The sequence below is a fragment of the Arcicella sp. GW821-FHT09D11 genome (assembly GCF_059416265.1).
The window spans coordinates 998,223-1,017,343 of record NZ_JBWKOV010000001.1 but is presented as its reverse complement, the minus strand read 5'-3'; the positions used below and the strand labels follow the sequence as shown (position 1 = coordinate 1,017,343).

Genomic DNA, 19,121 nt, shown 5'->3' with positions numbered 1-19,121 from the left:
TTTTATGACTAATTCAAAACTACTTCTCGTTTATCTTCTGGAAAAATAAAATTAATTGGTTTCGAAACCTTTTCTTCCATCAAAGCAATCTGTAATACTTCATCAACCATATCTACATAGTGGAAAGTAAGGTCTGAAATATAAGAAGGGGTTATTTCTTCGACGTCTTTTCTATTTTTATGACATAAAATAATTTCTTGAATACCTGCACGCTTTGCAGCCAGAATTTTCTCTTTAATACCACCTACAGGCAATACTTTGCCACGAAGCGTTACTTCGCCAGTCATCGCCAAATGAGGTCTTACTTTACGCTGTGTTAAAGCCGAAGCAATAGACGTTGTCATTGTGATACCAGCCGACGGACCATCTTTAGGCACTGCACCTGCAGGAACGTGAACATGGAGGTTGTAGTTATCAAAAATTCTGTAATCTATTCCATAATCATCAGCATGTGCTCTAAGGTATGAAAGTGCCGCCATAGCAGATTCTTTCATGACATCACCCAACTGACCAGATAAAGTAATACCACCTTTCCCACGATTCAGGATTGATTCTATGAATAAAATATCTCCGCCAACGGGTGTCCAAGCCAAGCCTGTTACTACACCAGCAGTATCGTTGGTTTCGTATAAATCTTTATCGAAATACTCTTGTCCTAACAACTTTACAACCTCCTCGGGTTTGATAACCTTCGGATATTCTTCTTGCATCGCAATTGATTTCGTCACTTTACGAATCAATTTGCCCACTTGTTGTTCTAACTTTCTTACACCAGACTCTCGGGTATACCCTTCAATTAGCTTCTGTAAAGCTGCATCTGTAATAGTTAACGTCTTGTTTTCTAAACCGTGCTCTTCTTTTTGCTTAGGAACAAGGTGCTTTTTAGCAATCTGCACTTTCTCTTCCATTGTATAACCACTGATGTCAATGATTTCCATACGGTCGCGAAGAGCAGGGTGGATACTATCCAATGAATTGGCAGTAGCGATGAACAATACTTTAGATAAATCATATTCTATCTCTAAGTAATTATCCATAAAAGCATTGTTTTGCTCTGGGTCTAGTACCTCTAACAAGGCAGAAGACGGGTCGCCACGGTGGTCAGAACCAACTTTGTCAATTTCATCTAATATAAAAACAGGGTTAGCAGAGCCAGCCTTTTTAATATTCTGAATCAATTTGCCAGGCATAGCACCGATATAGGTTTTACGATGTCCTCTGATTTCAGATTCATCATGTAAACCACCCAAGGCCATTCTGATATATTTTCTACCTAATGCTTTCGCAATAGATTTTCCTAATGAAGTCTTACCAACCCCCGGAGGGCCATATAAACACAAAATTGGGGCTTTCATATTGCCCTTCATTTTCAATACGGCTAGGTATTCGATAATTCTTTCCTTTACTTTTTCAAGACCAAAATGGTCAAAGTCAAGTACCTTTTGGGCTTTCTTAAGATCGAAATTATCTTTTGTAATATCATTCCAAGGTAAATCAACTAGTAATTCTACATAGTTCATTAACATCGGATATTCAGCCGACATCGAATTGGTACGTTGTAATTTTGCTAGCTCTTTCTGGAAATGGTCAGATACTTCCTTACTCCATTTTTTATTAACGCCTTTTGCCCTGATTTTATCAAGTTCAGCCTCAGGGCTATCAACGCCCAATTCCTCTTGTAAAACCTTTATTTGCTGACGTAAATAATAATCACGTTGTTGCTGGTCTATATCACTACTTGCCTTACTTTGAATTTCCCTTTTGATTTCCAATAAATCAATATCAGTCATCATCAATTCAAGTAATTTTCTGGCTTGGTCTAGTCCATTAATTGTTTCTAATAATTGTTGCTTTTCGGCTAATTCGGCATTTACATTAGCAGACAAAAAGTGAATTAAGAAACTAGGAGATTCGATATTATCCAAGGCAATCTGCGCTTCGCGAGGAATCTCAGGGTTTAAGAATAATATTCTCGAAGCCATTTCACGCAAAGACTGAATCAATGCTTTGTTTTCCTTATTGAGTTTAGCAGGTAAATTATCTTCTAAATAATTTACTTTGGCAATCAAATTCGGTTCAGTTTTAATATAGTTTTGAACTTCAAAGCGTTTACGTCCCTGAACAATAATAGTAGTATTGCCACCCGGCAAAACAATCATTTTAATGATATGTGCTACCGTTCCTATTTTGTACAAGTCATCGCCTACAGGTTCTTCTTTATTAGGATTTGCCTGTGTAACTACGCCAATTGTTCTATTTCCTTTGTAAGCTTTTTTTACAAGCCTTACAGATTTTTGTCTTCCTACAGTAATAGGGATTACCATTCCAGGAAATAAAATAACATTTCGGATTGGTAATATTGGTAATTCGTCGGTAAGTTTTCCAAGTTTTTCATCATCAACTCCTTCCGACCCAAGGGGAATTAGTTCTATGCCATCGAAATCAGAAATCTCGGCAAGTTTAAGATTATTTAAAAAGTTTTTATCTAGACTCATATTATGTGTTATGCAAATTTGGAAATAAGTAATAGTACGGTGTAGTTCATGGGTATTTATATAAGTAAAGTAAGCGGAGAATAGTTTAAGAATATTAAAATGACTATTTCCAAATTCAAATGGATATACTGCCACAATGACAGAAGTCATAAAATTACACTTAAAAGTTATACAATCAAATTTGATTTATTAAACGGTCAAACCTTATGCCAATTGACATATTGGCATAAGCATTAGTACGCATTATTAGTTTTTAGGTATAATTTTTTACTCATTTTACATAAAGTATAAGCAAACGTTTATGCTTAAAGACTAAATATAAATTAATAACGTTATTAAAGAAAAGAAAACAAATATTTAACATTTGATATTGACAAGCATAATTTGCCTATGAAATAATAGTACTCATTTGGAAATCCAGATATACTTAATATTTAACCGCATATTTCCTTGTACAATGAAAACGATTTTAAAATGCTTCGCTTTGGCTATTCTATTTGGAGCAAGTAGTTGTAGTCCATCCCTGACGGTTCGCTCTGACTACGACCATCAAGTTAATTTTTCACAGTACCATACTTATGGCTTTTATACACCACCGATGTCACAGAATGATGCCGTAATGGGTAGTCAACTAATGTTAAAACGCATGACAAAGGCAATGGAGGGGGAGATGGATAGTAGGGGTTATAAAAGAGATGATAAGAACCCTGATATTTTAATCAGTTTTTCAACAGATGCTCAGAATATGCAATCTGTACAGTCGAGTACGGTAGCACCGATGTGGGGAAGTAGATATAGTTATGGAGGAAGTGTTTCTTCGCGTAATTATGAAGAAAATAGAATCATCATTAATCTATTGGATGGTAAATCAAAAGATATGATTTGGCAAGGCTATGCAAAAGGAGAAGTCAATAATCGTAAGAAAGACCGAGAGTTGCTAGTTAACGAAATTATAAATAAAATAATGGTAGAATATCCAAACCGTGCAGGTTATGATAATATGGATGCAATAGCCAAAAGAAGATCTTATTAATAATGAATACCTAACCACTTTTACAGGATCCCGATTCAGCAATGGACGGGATTTTTGTTTTTTTGATATTCACCAAGAAATTCTTTATGTTTAGTTCCCTAAAACAATCTAAGCCATTGTTGAATATTTTCAGCATGGAACCTAACATGAAAACAATTAAATTAATAGAATGCCCACGTGATGCCATGCAAGGCTGGGAAAGGCAAATTCCTACAACACAGAAGATTGTCTACTTAAAGCAATTACTGGAAGTAGGTTTTGATACCCTTGATTTTGGAAGTTTCGTTTCGCCCAAAGCCATTCCGCAAATGGCAGATACAGAATTGGTGTATCGTGCCTTAGAGGAACATCATTCGTCTACTAAACTATTGGCAATTATTGCTAACCTACGTGGAGCAGAAAAGGCAGTTAGTTTTGAAAAAATCCAATATTTAGGCTTTCCTTTTTCTATTTCAGAGACTTTTCAACAACGCAATACTAATATTTCTGTAGCAGAAGCTTTTAAGACAGTAGAAGCCATTCAAGCACTTTGCTTAAAAAACAATAAAACATTAGTCGTTTATTTTTCAATGGCCTTTGGCAATCCCTATGGCGATGCTTATAATACTGAAATTGTAGCATTTTGGACAAAGAAAATGGCGGATATAGGTATTAATATCATTGCTCTTTCGGATACTGTTGGTTTGGCTGATGCTTCAATTATTTCGAGTCTATTCAAAGATTTGATTACAGCATATCCTACCATAGCATTTGGAGGACATTTCCATGCCCGTACAGATACTTGGTTGCCTAAAATCAGCGCAGCTTACGAAGCAGGCTGTACTCGTTTTGATGGTGCTATCGGAGGTTTTGGAGGTTGCCCAATGGCGGAAGATGAATTAGTTGGCAATATCAATACCCAAAACTTGATAGAGTATTTCAAAAGCCAGTCGATAGATTTGGGAATAGACTTATCTGCTTTTAATAAAGCGGTTCAGCAAAGCTGGAGTGTTTTTGTATAGTATTCGCTGAATTTTTTAAAGCAATTCAGCGAATATTATCAACACTCCGTAGCACTTAAAGCCAACCCTGCTTCAGAGGTTTCTTTGTACTTTTTAGACATATCCTTACCCGTGGCTTTCATTACTTTAATGACACTGTCAAAAGATATTTTTTGGAGAGAACTGTCTCCTGAAGTAGCTAATAGAAAGGCATTGTAAGATTTTACCGCTCCCATCGCATTACGCTCAATACAAGGAATCTGTACATAGCCACCAATAGGGTCGCAAGTCATGCCTAAATGGTGTTCTATCCCAATTTCAGCGGCCGATTCCATCGCATTAATATCTTTGGTAGCACAGTAGGTCAGCATGGCAGCAGCCATGGCGGATGCCGTACCGATTTCGCCCATACAGCCCATTTCTGCACCCGAAATACTGGCATTGTGTTTTACCAAAAAGCCAACGGCTGCGGCTGCCCACATGCCATCACGCATAAGCGAGGCTGAATAATGAAAATGATTTTTTATGAGATAAGTAATCCCCGGAATTACGCCAGATGCACCCGACGTAGGAGCAGTGACGACAATATTCCCAGCGGCATTTTCTTCGGATGCTGCCAAACAATAGGCATTTAAGAAAATCAAGAAGCTATCGCTCGTAATCGCTAGATTCTTAGCACGCTCATACAATAAAGGTGCTTTTCTGCGTAGTTTGATAGTCCCTGGTAATACTCTTTTATCCTTCAACCCACGTTTTACGGCTTTATGCATAAAGTCTAAAATACCATCTACTTTTTGCTCAATTTCTTTCTTTGAAACGCCTGTCAAAGCCATTTCATTGGCCATCATCATTTCGGTTAGGGAAATCTTTTCATGATTTAAATGAGCCTTCAATTCCTTCATACTAGTGTATGGGTAGGGCGGATTAATAGCATTTTTTGAAGATTGTTTTTCTCCCTTGCGATAAATGAATCCTCCGCCAATGGAATAATATTCATGTTCAAGAAGTATGGTTGATTCATCTTTCAATTTCAACACCATCGTGTTGGCATGTGGAGAATCGTATTTACCTCTTTCAAAATGAAAATTATCAGCATTTACAGCAATAAAGTAGTCGTGAAATTTGACAGGATATTTCTCATCTGGATTTTTTAATATTTTCAAAAACTTCACAGGGTCGCAAGCATCAGGTTTCCAACCTAATAAGCCCGCAATGATGGCCCTGTCTGTTCCATGTCCTTTTCCTGTGGCACTGAGTGAGCCATATAAATAAATTTCGATTTGTAGCGTGTCTGAAATAAGGATTGTAGGTAAACGATTGATTTCTGTTAAGAAATCGTATGCGGCTTTCATCGGGCCAATTGTATGTGAACTTGATGGACCAGGACCAACTTTGAATAAATCAAAAATGGAAGTAGTAATAGCTTGGGAATACATAGTTTGCTGAAGTAATATTTAGGGCTTAAATATACATCTTTTTACTAGTCATTAATATATATTCCTATTTATCTGATAAGTCAGAAGAGAAAGTTTATGCAAAATAAATCGCCTTAATGATTACTTAAAAACAGTAAGATGAAAAAGACATTTAGGCAAATTGACCCTAAGAAATTGAGTTGCATCGTATGTTTATAGTCGGCAAGTCTTTCGTCCTTAAGGACTTTCAAAAACCAAATATTGAAGAAGATTAATACGGGAGCCATTACGACTAAGTAAACGATAAAGGCAGGGAATTGAAAAATTTGTTGTGTTTGGAAAAAATAGAAAAACCCAATGGTAACTAATAGAAAAATTCCTGCTGTAAATATAAAAGTGCCACGGATACCCAATAATCTGCTCATAGTCAGGTCGCCTCGTTTAGCATCTTCTTCGTGTTGATAGATTTGGGTCATGGGATAGAAACCTAATAGATTGAAGCTACTCAATAAGGCAGGAAATAAATATTTCTCTTGCCATAAATTCTCAAATGGAAGCTCGTCCACTGCTTGGATAACAGTTAAATAAGTAAATGCTCCTTGAAAAATGCCAACAGTAAGCCAGCTAAGAATTGGGTATTTCTTTAACCTAATTTTATCATTAGAATACGCCTTAGAAATACTGCTATAAATAAGTAAAGCAAGTGCTAGTATCCAACCAGATAGAAAGTAAGCGATAATTATCGCCAGAGTATCTAAGCCCCAAGCGACATAGAATAATTCTTTGCTGACAGGAGGAGGATTTTCTAGTCCTCCAATCGAACCTTCATCTTTATCGTAATAACTATTATAAGCATTAGAGGCAGGATAAATCAGTAAATGGAGGAGGAAGAAAACGCCGATACTGATACCTAAATTGGTATTACTCGTTTGGCTCAACGCAAACCAATAAACAGGCATAAGGAAAAAAGAAAACGGAATCCTGAGATGCAAAATAATATTTTTCATGTTAATCTTTTTGATTTTTTACCCGCAGATATTGGAGATTAATAACGCAGATTTACGCTGACAAATATTATCTGTGTAAATCTGCGAAAAAATCTCTAAAAATCTGCGGGTAAAAAAAGCTCCCTTTCAGTTTACGTATTTTTCCAAAAATTACGACTATAAATTCTTTCAAAAGACCAACCTTTTGCTTTTAAACCTGCTGGAATATAGGCAAAAGTTTCTTTGGGCGAAATATGCTCATAATACAAATCATCATCAGTCAAGATAAGCGATTCATACTTTTCTCCTGTTTTAACTGTAATATCAGCAAAAGGTAATTCTTTGATATGTTGCTGATTATCTTTGGCAATTTGCTCTTTTAATAACCACTCTGCCTGATATTTTGTTGAGAAATAAGGCTTAGGTTTATAATTACCTTCCGAGACTAGCAAGGCGTATTCCAAATAGCTTTTCAATAATTTAGGACCCTCGTTGAGCGTACCTTCAACATTTAGCTGATGTGGCATAATACTACTTACAATTATTATTTTTTCTTTGGCACGGGTAATGGCTACATTCAAACGGTTTTCGCCACCTTGCTGATTAAGCGACCCAAACTGCATACTCAATTTGCCTTTCACGTCAGGAGCATACGCTATTGAAAAAATAATGATGTCTCGCTCATCACCTTGTACATTTTCGATGTTTTTAACAAAAATAGGCGCTACAACAGTATCAGTCTTATCAAAAGAAAAATGCTTCGCTTCTAATAAATCCTGAATGAGCCCTTGTTGTTTAAAGTTGAAAGTAACAATGCCAATTGATTTTTGAGGGAAGTCTTTTTTGAGATTCTCCACCAAACTAATGATAGTTTCTGCCTCTTCAAGATTGCTATTGTTTTCCCAAATACCATTTACCTTTAAATATTGAATAGCAGGCTCGCCCTTATTGATTTCATGAAAATCAGGTAATAGCTGTAGGGTATTTTTGTAGAAATATTGATTAGAAAAATCTATTAAATCTAACGAACGACTACGATAATGCCCTCTTAGTTGCGTTTGAGGTAAATATTGACAAGCCAAATCTAACAGTGAGTCGACTTCCAAAGCAGGAGTATCATCATCATCGTTTTCAAATTTTAACCTGTATAAATCATTTGGTTGCAATTGTTTAGAATCGCCCGCTATTACCACCTGTTTTCCTCTGAATAGGGCTGGAATACCCTGTTCTGCAAAACATTGCGAGGCTTCGTCAAAGATGATTAAATCGAAAAAAGGACTTTCAGTTTCCATCGGAAAAATAGCAGAAACTGTTTCTGGCGAAGCCAACCAACAAGGCACAAGCCTGAATATTTCGTCTGAATAAGTTGCAATCAATCGCCTAACTGCCCATAACTTCCGTTTTTTAGCTACTTGATGTTTTAAATCACGATAAGTAACAATGTTTTGGAGTCGATTTTTCTCTAAATTCTGATAGCTGAGGGTGCGTAATTTTAGCAATAGAATTTCCTTGCTTAATTGCTGTTTTTGTAACAGAGACTCTTGTAAAAGACTTTCCAATTGCCCAATTTTTAAGGAGCTTACTCCCCTTAAAATCGGATTTTTTATTTCAATATCTTTTATCCAAGCTAATTTTAAACTATTCAGAAAACTGTCATAAGGATTCTTTTCATCATCAAACAACCCAATTACTGCTAATTCTGTATAGCTACTATTTGCCTTCAACGCATCCAATTCCTGCATATCATCAAAATATTCTTGCAAGTATTTAATCACTAAAGTGCCATGTTGCAGGTTGGCCAATTCTTTTATCTGGATAGGAGACAAGTTAGCCTGCCAGAGACTTAGTTGTCCTTCTAATTGGGTTGATTTATCAATCAAGAAATTCACTTTCGGTTGAAAATCTGCCCAACTACAATCAAACCATTCATTTAATGGAACACTTTTAATGCTCCGTAAAATAGTTTCCGCTTTGGCTACTTGATACAGTAGCTGAAAATGACGTTCGAACCAACGATAGCCTTTTCTTAACCAAATAGGTTCCTGATTATCCTCTGTAGTTTTTTCAAAGTCTTTCCCAAAAAGGAAAGCATTTTCTTGCCACCATTTTTCTAAAGCAATTCTATTCAGAATTCTTTCGTGTAGCTTTTTTAAATCTTCTGAGGCAATGCTTAGTCCATTGGCGATTGCCAGATGCTGAATTTCCTTTTTCTCTTTAGAAAACAACGTCCAATAAATACTTCCCAACGTATTTTCTTTGGCATTGATAGCATTACTTATTTTACCAGCAAAAGGCAATAGTGCTGTACTTGATAAAGTGATTTCAATACCTTGCCCAGCAAATAATTGCCCAACTTCCGCTTCTAATCCTGATATTTTAGTAGCATTAGTCCTGATTCGTTCCGTTAAATTTCTCGTTAAAAGTTTATATACTTTGTCGTTCGCAATACCATTTAAAAGATTTTGTAGCTTTATTTTTTCGGGAAAAATCTTTTGGAGAGCTTCAAAAGATAAATTTTTATCCAATATTTGTTTGGCTTGGTTCTCAAAGTCTTGTACAAAATGACTTAATTCTTTAATCGTCTTTGTAATCAATGCAATATCACTTGATTGGCGATGCTGAAAAGAAAGACGGTTTTGCCAAAATTCAGAAGCCTCGTTCCCATTCAATCTTGCTTGGTAAGCAAAGTATAGCTTAAATTTCTCAACAAAATCTTTGATTTCCGTAAAGTTGAAGTACTTGTAATACTCCTGCAAGTCTACAAAAGAATCGTTGGCCGAGCTTGTTAAATATAATTCCTTGATTGATACGCCAGATTCATTGATGGCAAATAAGGCATCTTTAAAGCTTTGTAGCTCTTCGGAAACTTTATCAATTTGTCGACTTTGTTGTGTGAAATTCCTTTCTATAAAAATAGCATCCAGACTCTGGTTCTGCTTTTGATAAGTATCTACTTGCTCTATCTGATCAAAAATTTGTTGATACAGCGCTTTTCTATCATTCTTAAAGTCATGGACATTCCCTACGAAATCCCTCATGCCTACTTGAGTTAGGCGTTCTTGCACTACGTCGAGGGCTGCCCTTTTCTGACAAACTACTAATACTTTTTTACCTCTAGCGGTAAAGTCGGCAACAAGGTTACAAATCAATTGAGACTTCCCCGTGCCTGGAGGGCCTTGGACTACTAACGATTGCCCAGCTTTTACTTCTCGCAAGGCTACCTCTTGTGAAATATCTATTTCAAAGGGCATTAGCAATTGCTCTTCTCTGATGATAGGATGCTCTGGATTGACATCATTTGGAAAAAGATGCTCAACCGTTTTTTCTTCATTTTGGGCTAACGTATCAATCAAGAATTGATAATCGGGCACTAAAAATGAGCCTGCTTGTGGGAAAATTCCTAAAACTGCTTGTGGATATAACTTCAGTTCGCCGTTGCGTTCGGTTGCTTCTAATTCAGTTTTGGTGATTTTCTCGAAAAACGTTAGTTGATTCGTAAAGTTCTCTTGATTGAAATTGATATTTAGCGGAGAGCTTTTTAGGTATTCATAAAGCTGTGTCCTAAATTCAAGGGCATTTTTTGAAAAATCCTCGAAAGAATTATCCAGAAACTCATCCGAGAGTTGAATGTCGTTGAAATAAGAATAAGCTAATAAAAAACTTCTATTGATTGAAAGCGCCTCTTCTCTCAATTTTATTTGCCATATTTCAGTCAGGGATTCATCAGTGCCAGCATTCTTTTGAGTAGAAAGCGTAGCCTGTAGATGAATTGGAAAAAAAAGTAATGGACAACGAACGACAGTACCATCTGAAAACTTACCTTTTACGATAGGATAACCAATGTATAAATCTTCAGAGCCACGTTCTTCTTCTATCAATTTATCATGCCTTGAAATTTTTCTTAGCTTTTTACTGATTTCGTTTACTTTTTCAAAACGAGGGTCATGTTTTTCAGAAAGTGATATCGTGTTTTTTTGAGCTATCAATTGCTCAATGATATGAAAAGAAGGCGTGTTTTTTAGAAAATCAAGCTCGTGAATATCTAAAAATTGTTCAGTTGCGGAAGTCAATAATAAAGACTTATTCCTAGCACTCAGATTCGTAAGTCTCTTTTGGTATGATTTCAGTATAGAATATAAAGTATTTTCTTTCACGATAACACATTTGATGAATTGATTAATTCAAATTTACAGGAAAAGCCTATAATACAAACGTAAAAAATGAAATGATAGTTATTAAATTGCCGATTTTTATATTTTTTTAGATACCTTAATATAAAAGAGGTTTTCTTCTAGGAACGCAGAGCCTCATTATAAGGTTTAAGCAATAAGTAATGATTATCATAAACTTCGTAATTTATTTAAAGAATTGTCTATCAGAAAATTACTATGAAAACAGCCTTAATAATCGGTGCGACAGGTTTGGTGGGAAGCACTCTCGTAAAGCAAATCCTTGAAAACCCACAGTATGCAAAAGTAACCTTGTTATTGCGCAAACCCTTGGACATTAGCCATCCAAAGCTAGTACAAGAAACCATCGATTTTGATGCCCCAGACGCTACAAAAATTGTTGGAGACGATTTGTTTTGTGCGATGGGCACAACACTCAAAAAAGCAGGCTCTAAAGAAGCACAATATAAAATAGACTGTACCTATCCTTTTGAAATTGGTAAAATTGCACAAGCCAATGGCATAAAGCAGTACATTTTAGTATCCTCTATTGGCGCTGATGCTACTTCGTCTAATTTTTATCTAAGAACTAAAGGAGATTTAGAACAGAAAATAAAGAGTTTAGGCTTTGATAATTTTATCAGTGTTCGTCCTTCGTTTATTATGGGAGATAGGCAAGAGGTTAGAATAGGAGAAAAAATTGGGATTGTGTTAGCTAAAATAATCTCGCCCTTATTGATAGGAAAACTTAAAAAATACAGAGGAATAGAAGCTGCACAAATAGCGAAGGCCATGCAAATATTAGCGAGCAAAGATTTAAAAGGCGTTCACTTTTTTGAATCAGACGAATTGCAGGAATTATAAGCCTTTGCAATGTTCAAAGCCCTTTGTGTATCTTTGTCGAAATTAAAATACGTATATGACACCCCTCGAAACGTTTCAAAGTAGAAAAATACACTTCCAGAGCCTTGTTGAACACTTCCAAAAACAGTATAATCAATGGGCTGTTTTCCGAGCATTTTTATTTGCAATCACTGCTTTGGTTGGCTATTTCTGTTATGAGATGTATGATTTTGCCTATACTTTATTGGTATTGATTATTGGGATTGCCTTATTTTTATTTTCAGTGACCAAACATCTTAAAGTTAAATACTTAAGAGATAAACACAAGGTGTTGATTGCCTTGAATGAGGATGAAATACAACGTTTATCCAACCATTTTAATCGTACTGAAACAGGGGAAACTTTTGCAGAAGACAAACATTTCTATGCGAATGATTTAGATATTTTCGGAAACCAATCGCTTTATAAATTACTCAACCGTACACATACCTTTGGAGGAGCCAAAATGCTGGCAGATTGGATACTGCGTCCAGCCCAAACAAATGAAATTTTAAATCGTCAAAAGGCGATTCAGGAATTATCAGCAAAAATAGACTGGCGTCAAGATTTAGAAGCTTCAGCGATGTTGATTGAAGAAGTCTCTGAACCAACCGACAAGCTATTAGCATGGAATAATGCTCCTGCGAACCAAACGATTAAAAAGTCCCTCTTTCAAATTGCTCGTTATTTACCTTATTTGACTATTCCTGTAGCCATTGCTTGGATTTTAGGGTTTGTGCCAGCGTATATCGTATTGGTGCTTTTTATGGCGCATGGGATGATTCTGAAACAAATTTTTGAAGAAGTAAGCATTGCCCTAGAACAAACCAATCGTATTGCGGGAGCGATGAAAGCCTATGCCGCAGTATCTGAATTGATTGTCGCAGAGAATTTTCAAGAAGAAAAACTAAACGATTTAAAAAGTAAAATTTCAGAAGCAAGTCCTGCTATCAAAGCTTTAGAGGATATCCTTAATAAACTAGCCAATAGAACCAATCCATTCTTTGCTTTTGTGGTAGGCGTGCCGACTTTGTGGGATATCCAATATTTTATCAAATTAGAAAATTGGAAACAAGCTCATCGTGATAATCTTCCTACATGGCTGGCTGTCATTGCTGAGTTTGAGGTTTTGAATAGCTTTTCGGGGTATCATTTTGCTAATCCAACCTTTATCAATCCAACTATTGTAACGGGCGGAGTAACGCTAAAAGCTAAGGCTTTGGGACATCCAATGATTAAAGCAAGCAAACGAGTTGCTAATGATATAGAATTGATTGGCGAGGGTAAAACGATTATCATCACAGGCTCGAATATGTCGGGAAAAAGTACTTTTCAAAGAACAGTAGCCATCAATGTAGTTTTGGCATTGGCGGGTGGTGTAGTTTGTGCCGAAAGCTTTGAATGTTCGTGTTTGCAAGTGTTTACCAGTATGCGAAGCAATGATTCTTTAGAAGAAGGAACATCGTCGTTTTATGCAGAGTTAAAACGCTTGAAACAGTTGATTGACGAAGTAGGCGCTGAGGATAAAGATAACGCTTCAATACTTTACTTTTTAGATGAAATTCTGAAAGGAACAAATTCAAAAGACCGCCATGAAGGAGCAAGGGCTTTGATGTTGCAATTGCATAAAACCTCGGCTTCTGGCTTTATTTCAACCCATGATGTAGAATTAGGCGATGAATTTGACGCACAAGATTTTGTAAAAAACTACAGCTTTTCATCAGAAGTAGTCAATGACGATTTAGTATTCGATTATAAACTTCGTGAAGGTGTTTGTCATAGTTTTAATGCGAGTCAGCTAATGAAGAGGATTGGGATTGAGATGTAGGAAGAAGAATTTTATAAACTTTTAAATATACTATACACTATGAAAAATGTCATCCTATTTTTAATCCTTCTTTTTAATCACGTTATGTTTTCGCAACAAAAAGAAAATGGTGATAATAGAATTGTTGTGTTAGGACAAGCCACTTTAGACCTCCCAGCCGACCAGATAACTTTTACGGTATTAATTTCTGTAAAAGACCCATCTGATTTAGAAAAGATTAATCAGAATCATAAAACCAAAGAAAAAGAAATATTAAAACTGTTAAAGGAATTTAAAATACCTCAAAATAAGATTTCCTATTCGCTTCTTGAGATAAAAAAAGAAGCTGATTATGGTAATAATAATATTAAAAAAGAAAATATTGTATCTGAGCAGGAAGTGAATTTTACTATTGATAGTATCCAACAATATTCTAAAATTCAGGCTCAACTTTTAAAAAATGGATTTACAGAGTTTAGTAGTTCTTTTAGTTCATCTAAATTAGAAGGTTCTGAAAAGATACTGATTGAAAAAGCTTTAGAGGCTGCACTGAAAAAGGCAGATATAATGGCAAAATTTGCAAAAAAAACTATAGTTGGAATTGTTAAAATTGCTGATACAGAAGATACTGAACCTGTTTTGTCGAATACAAATACAGCCCACGAAACTATTAAAGGATCTTATGAAACAGCAATGCCATCTCTTACTCAGATAATACAAAAAGTAAGTGTTTCAAAATCAGTTAAAGTAGTTTTTGAAATTAAATGATTATTGCCATGATTGAGAGAAAAAATATTATTTTACCACCCCTACCTTCATAAAAATAGGAAAGTTCACCGTGAAAATATCTGAACTTTTATAGATAGCTTTTAAACTTTCTATAAAGCCGTCTACAGGGTTTTTATGGTGAATTTTAATGTACTTCTGTACACTCGACCAAGTATTTAAATAACCTTCCAGTTCAGCCAATTTCCATTGATAAACCATTTCAAATCTTGGGCTTTCTATTTCTTCTAGTGTAAAAGGAAGTGTACGATATTCCTCATCAATATACCCACGTTCAGCATCCCAATACTCACCAATTTGTTCTTGATAAAAATCTTGAAACAAAGCATTGGCTTCTACATTATCTATCGTCAATGTGCCATAGCCCCACGCCGCAAAAATGGCATCTGGTTTAGCCACTCGGTGAACCTCTTGATAAAAGCGTTCAAAATCAAACCAATGAATTGCTTGTCCTACTGTAATTAAATCAAAAGTATTTGCTGGAAAATCGGTCTTTTCGGCTTGAGCAATAGCGTAATGAATATTATCAGCTTGTTGTGCATTGTCTAGCTGTTTTTGAGAAATATCCGTAGCAAAAACCTCTTGAAAGTCTTTAGATAAACGTGATGCCACTTGTCCATTACCAGTAGCACAATCCCAAGCGGTGTCAAAGCTTTTTACTTTGCTCAATACAAAATCATATAATTCCTCAGGATATTTCGGACGAAACTTAGCGTAAAGTGCTGCTTGTGTGGAAAAATTATCTTTGGGCATGACGTAAATAATAATTGTGAATGATGAATTGTGATTTTAATAATACCATTAAAAAATATACTAAGTATTTTATTTTCGTATAAACCCCTAGCGGTAATTTATGCCAGAAAATCTACAAGAAAGTACTTTAATGAACAAAGAAACAGATACATCCAACCTATAAAAAACAAACCCTCTTGACTATAAAATCAAGAGGGTTGAAATATCTATAGCACCATGTCATTAAACGGCTAATTCACTAACGGCTAACCAAGACATCAAACCTGCTCCAATTTCCAAAGCACTTTCGTCAATATCAAATGTAGGTGTATGAACACCAGAAATAATACCTTTGGCTTCGTTACGTGTTCCTAAACGATAAAAACATGAATCAACATGGTGTGTATAATAGGCAAAATCTTCTGCTGCCAACCAAATATCTAAATCAATTACGTTGGCTTCGCCCATGTAATCAACCGCAGCACCTTTCATCCTGCGAGTCAATTCGGGTTCATTTTTCAAGAATGGATAGCCCTTTTGAATGAATACTTCACAAGTTCCGCCCATAGATTCTGCGATACCTTCTGCCATTTTCTTGATACGAGCTAGCGCATCTGCACGCCATTCTTCGTCCATTGCACGAAAAGTACCTTCTACGTATACTTCATTCGGAATTACGTTGGTAGCACCATTGGCTATTACCTTGCCAAAAGTTAACACCGAAGGATAACGTGGATTTCTATTACGGCTAATAATCTGCTGTAAAGCCACGATAATATGTGACGTAATCAATACAGGGTCAATGCCCAATTCGGGCATGGCTCCGTGTCCGCCTTTGCCTTTTACGGTAAAATAAAGCTCATCAGCACTAGCCATATACATTCCTTCTCGGAAGCCAATTTTCCCGACAGGAATATTAGGAGCAACATGTTGACCAAGCATTTTACTTGGACTAGGGTTTAATAAAGCTCCTTCGGCAATCATTACTGACGCTCCACCTGGTGCTTTTTCTTCCGCAGGTTGAAAAACTAATTTCACTGTTCCGTCGAACTCATTGCGAAGCGTATGTAAAATTTTAGATACGCCTAATAATGAAGCCGTATGCACATCATGTCCACAAGCGTGCATTACTCCTTCGTTCAATGATTTATAAGGGACATCATTCGCTTCAACAATTGGTAAAGCGTCCATATCCGCACGCAAAGCCACGATTTTAGAAGAAGGATTATTCCCTTCAATCGTTGCTATCAAACCAGTATTAGCAATTTCAGTGGGCGTAATGCCGATTTCTTTTAAGCGTGCTGCTACATACTTTTGCGTATTAAATTCCTGATACGATAATTCAGGATTTTGATGTAAATGTCTGCGATTTGCCACAAACTCACTGGCATTGGCTTGGGCTAATTGTTTTATTTTATCTTTCATTTATTAGTCAAAATAACTCATCTAATAATTTTAATTTAGACGAGCGTTTTCTTTTATAATCTTCTTAAATCTACTTCGCAATAATTCTTCATTGCCATATTCAGATTTGTTTATGTATCTTAAAATAATCAGCCATTCGTATATACAAATAACTAAAATATACTATGCCATCATCGCTACTAAGATACTTTCTCTTTTCTGAGATGAAATATTTAGATGTTGAAGACTCTGCTCTGTTTTATTTCTTGTTTCTATTTTATCGAAAAGTCTCTGGAGCTTCACCCATTGTTCGGCTTCAATGCCTAGTACTTCTTCTAATTTGATGGCTAATTCAATACTTATTTTCTTTTTTTCTCTCAATAACCCATTCAAAAAAGGCTGGCTAATCGATAGCCTATTGGCTAATTCCGTTTGTTTAAGGCCTCTTTCTTTGATTTCGTTACGTAATAATTCACCAGGGTGCATTGCCACAGCCGGAATATAATTAGGGTCTAATCTTGTTTTCATTTTGTTAATGATAATCTGTTAAATCTTCAATAATGATGACTTCTAAAACCTCGTCTCCATTTTGCTCAGATTTTAGTTCGAAAATCAATCGATATTGGTCATTAATTCTTGCTGAATAATAACCCATTAAATCTCGTTTTAATGGATGTATTCTTAAAGAATTAACTTTCTTTATTTCAGAAAATGAGGATGCGGTTTGAAAAAGCGAAACAACTTTTCGGAATTGATTTTGTATAGCCATCGGAAATTTAGGCTTTCCTTTAAAACTTCCTAAATAATAGTTGTACAAATCATCGTTATCAAATTCAATTATCATAACAAAAATATAACCTTTTAAGTTATAAAATGATAGGTGTTTTAAAAAATCGCTACAAATTTAACCACAACTTTAGGTTTTCGTTCTCTGAATCTAATAATTCCAAATGAATTTTACCATTTTCGTTCCATTGGATATTTAAACCAAAGGCTTGTAATAGTTCATTTACTAAATCTTCTAAAGGAATGTTTCCTTTGATACAGTCTTTAAAATAATTTTTTAAAGAACCTGTGTATACTTCTTCGCATACCTTTTGATAGTCTTCTATGGAATAACCCTCGCCAGTTTTACCAAAACGTTCCCACATAACTTGCATGACACTGCCTAAGGAACGGCGATGACCAAATTTCAAACGAATCATTAAATCTAGGATTAAGGCTACTACTGCTCCTTTTTGATAAATTGATACCCTGCGATTAGGAATTGCTTGTGAATAACCATCTAACCATAAATCATAAGACGATTCTGTGAGTGATTGAAACGCTCGTCCATCTTGCTCAAAATGACGTTTGATAACAGTTTCTAATTCTTTTAGATAGGCTTCTAGATTAAATACACCCGATTGTACTAAGAATAAATCCCCAAAATAAGTAGTTACTCCTTCTGCGACAAAGCCTGTGGGGAAGTAGTTTTCTTTGGTGAAATCATAAGGCATCATTTCGATAGGCCGTATTTTGCAGATGTTCCAAGCATGATACAATTCATGTGAACTAACTCCCAGTAAATCTGTATAAAGTCCATCGCCTTCTGAGGATGGCCCTAGCACAATCATGGTAGAATTACGATGTTCTACCCCATGATAAAATGAAGTGGGTAATATCCAATTGATAAAGTGATAATCCTTTTCAGGAAAATCGCCCATTATTTCAATCTGCTTTTCTGTAAATTTTTGAAAGTCTGATAATATTTTTTCCCAGTTTGGAATATAATTTCCTAAAAACCAGACAAAAAAATCTGTATCTGCTACTCGATAACTTTTATGTTGTAAATAAGGACTTGCTAATAACGGACAGTCAACCAAATGATAATAATCTTGTGCTAGCAAAGTAGTAGGTTCATTTATCTTGCTTGGCAAACCACAGACAATTTTATAATCATCTGATAAAGAAATACTTACTTCACACGCTTCATCCATTCTTCCTTCTACATAAGGCAAACAGTTTACAAAATTGATGTACATCGTACTATCATCCACAAACGAACTTCCAGCATTTTGCACATTGGCAAAGTAAGTAAAAACTACTTTAATAGATTGAATATCAGTAGTATTTACTCGCCATCTATCTTTAGTGATTTTTCCAAAACTAAGCAGGTTGTCTTGCAAATCAACGATTTCAAAGCGTTGAATATTTTTAGCAAAATGCTGTAGTTCATAGCGTCCTGGTCGCCATGCAGGCAACTGAATTTCAATCGTTTCCGACTGAATATTATCAATCAGCATTTCTATGTTTAGCAGATGACTTTGCGGTTCTTGAGAAAAAATTTTATAATTCATATTTTGATAAAGCTTTTCAGTGTAACATAAAATTAGCCTTCACAATAAGTATTTGTATCTAAACTTTCAATAATTTTTATCAAAGATACTCAT

General features: G+C 35.5%; 14 protein-coding genes. 5 read left to right on the top strand and 9 right to left on the bottom strand.

The window, feature by feature from the left end; translation table 11 throughout:
* Window positions 1-8 precede the first annotated feature (8 nt).
* Window positions 9-2,495, bottom strand: a complete 2,487-nt coding sequence (lon, locus tag AC07N0_RS04330) for an endopeptidase La (protein WP_494588401.1) — start codon at window positions 2,493-2,495, stop codon at window positions 9-11.
* Window positions 2,496-2,952: 457 nt separating this feature from the next.
* On the opposite strand from lon, the gene AC07N0_RS04325 reads away from it, so the two are divergent.
* Both AC07N0_RS04325 and AC07N0_RS04320 read left to right on the top strand, forming a co-directional pair.
* Window positions 2,953-3,528 (top strand): DUF4136 domain-containing protein, encoded by a 576-nt coding sequence (locus tag AC07N0_RS04325; RefSeq protein WP_494588247.1) that lies wholly within the window; start codon window positions 2,953-2,955, stop codon window positions 3,526-3,528.
* Window positions 3,529-3,674: 146 nt separating this feature from the next.
* Window positions 3,675-4,529 (top strand): hydroxymethylglutaryl-CoA lyase, encoded by an 855-nt coding sequence (locus tag AC07N0_RS04320; protein WP_494588246.1) that lies wholly within the window; start codon window positions 3,675-3,677, stop codon window positions 4,527-4,529.
* A 38-nt stretch (window positions 4,530-4,567) separates the two neighbouring features.
* Here AC07N0_RS04320 and AC07N0_RS04315 read toward each other — a convergent pair whose 3' ends face one another.
* The 3 genes from AC07N0_RS04315 to AC07N0_RS04305 all read right to left on the bottom strand — a co-directional run bounded on the left by AC07N0_RS04315 (window position 4,568) and on the right by AC07N0_RS04305 (window position 11,063).
* The gene (locus AC07N0_RS04315) at window positions 4,568-5,944 is read right to left on the bottom strand and encodes an L-serine ammonia-lyase (RefSeq protein WP_494588245.1); all 1,377 of its coding nucleotides are present in this window, start codon (window positions 5,942-5,944) and stop codon (window positions 4,568-4,570) included.
* A gap of 113 nt (window positions 5,945-6,057) precedes the next feature.
* Window positions 6,058-6,930 (bottom strand): UbiA family prenyltransferase, encoded by an 873-nt coding sequence (locus tag AC07N0_RS04310; protein WP_494588244.1) that lies wholly within the window; start codon window positions 6,928-6,930, stop codon window positions 6,058-6,060.
* A 131-nt stretch (window positions 6,931-7,061) separates the two neighbouring features.
* Entirely contained in the window at window positions 7,062-11,063 is a 4,002-nt protein-coding gene (locus AC07N0_RS04305) for an AAA domain-containing protein (protein ID WP_494588243.1), read from the bottom strand.
* 234 nt (window positions 11,064-11,297) lie between these two features.
* On the opposite strand from AC07N0_RS04305, the gene AC07N0_RS04300 reads away from it, so the two are divergent.
* Genes AC07N0_RS04300 through AC07N0_RS04290 form a run of 3 tightly spaced genes read left to right on the top strand, consistent with a single transcriptional unit; the run spans window position 11,298 to window position 14,535 of the window.
* Window positions 11,298-11,942, top strand: a complete 645-nt coding sequence (locus AC07N0_RS04300; protein WP_494588242.1) for an oxidoreductase — start codon at window positions 11,298-11,300, stop codon at window positions 11,940-11,942.
* A gap of 55 nt (window positions 11,943-11,997) precedes the next feature.
* A complete protein-coding gene (locus tag AC07N0_RS04295; RefSeq protein ID WP_494588241.1) occupies window positions 11,998-13,788 on the top strand; it encodes a MutS-related protein in 1,791 nt (596 codons plus the stop codon).
* 39 nt (window positions 13,789-13,827) lie between these two features.
* Window positions 13,828-14,535, top strand: coding sequence for an SIMPL domain-containing protein (locus AC07N0_RS04290; protein WP_494588240.1), 708 nt, complete (start codon window positions 13,828-13,830; stop codon window positions 14,533-14,535).
* Between the two features lie 27 nt (window positions 14,536-14,562).
* On the opposite strand, the gene AC07N0_RS04285 is transcribed toward AC07N0_RS04290, so the two are convergent.
* The 5 genes from AC07N0_RS04285 to AC07N0_RS04265 form a co-directional block, all read right to left on the bottom strand.
* Window positions 14,563-15,306, bottom strand: a complete 744-nt coding sequence (locus AC07N0_RS04285; protein ID WP_494588239.1) for a class I SAM-dependent methyltransferase — start codon at window positions 15,304-15,306, stop codon at window positions 14,563-14,565.
* Between the two features lie 222 nt (window positions 15,307-15,528).
* The gene (locus AC07N0_RS04280; RefSeq protein WP_492800987.1) at window positions 15,529-16,710 is read right to left on the bottom strand and encodes a M20 metallopeptidase family protein; all 1,182 of its coding nucleotides are present in this window, start codon (window positions 16,708-16,710) and stop codon (window positions 15,529-15,531) included.
* A gap of 162 nt (window positions 16,711-16,872) precedes the next feature.
* A complete protein-coding gene (locus AC07N0_RS04275) occupies window positions 16,873-17,217 on the bottom strand; it encodes a HigA family addiction module antitoxin (RefSeq protein ID WP_492800986.1) in 345 nt (114 codons plus the stop codon).
* A 4-nt stretch (window positions 17,218-17,221) separates the two neighbouring features.
* Window positions 17,222-17,533 carry a type II toxin-antitoxin system RelE/ParE family toxin gene (locus AC07N0_RS04270; protein WP_492800985.1) on the bottom strand — a complete coding sequence of 104 codons (312 nt, stop codon included), beginning with the start codon at window positions 17,531-17,533 and terminating at the stop codon, window positions 17,222-17,224.
* Window positions 17,534-17,585: 52 nt separating this feature from the next.
* A complete protein-coding gene (locus tag AC07N0_RS04265; protein ID WP_494588238.1) occupies window positions 17,586-19,028 on the bottom strand; it encodes a M61 family metallopeptidase in 1,443 nt (480 codons plus the stop codon).
* Window positions 19,029-19,121: the final 93 nt, after the last annotated feature.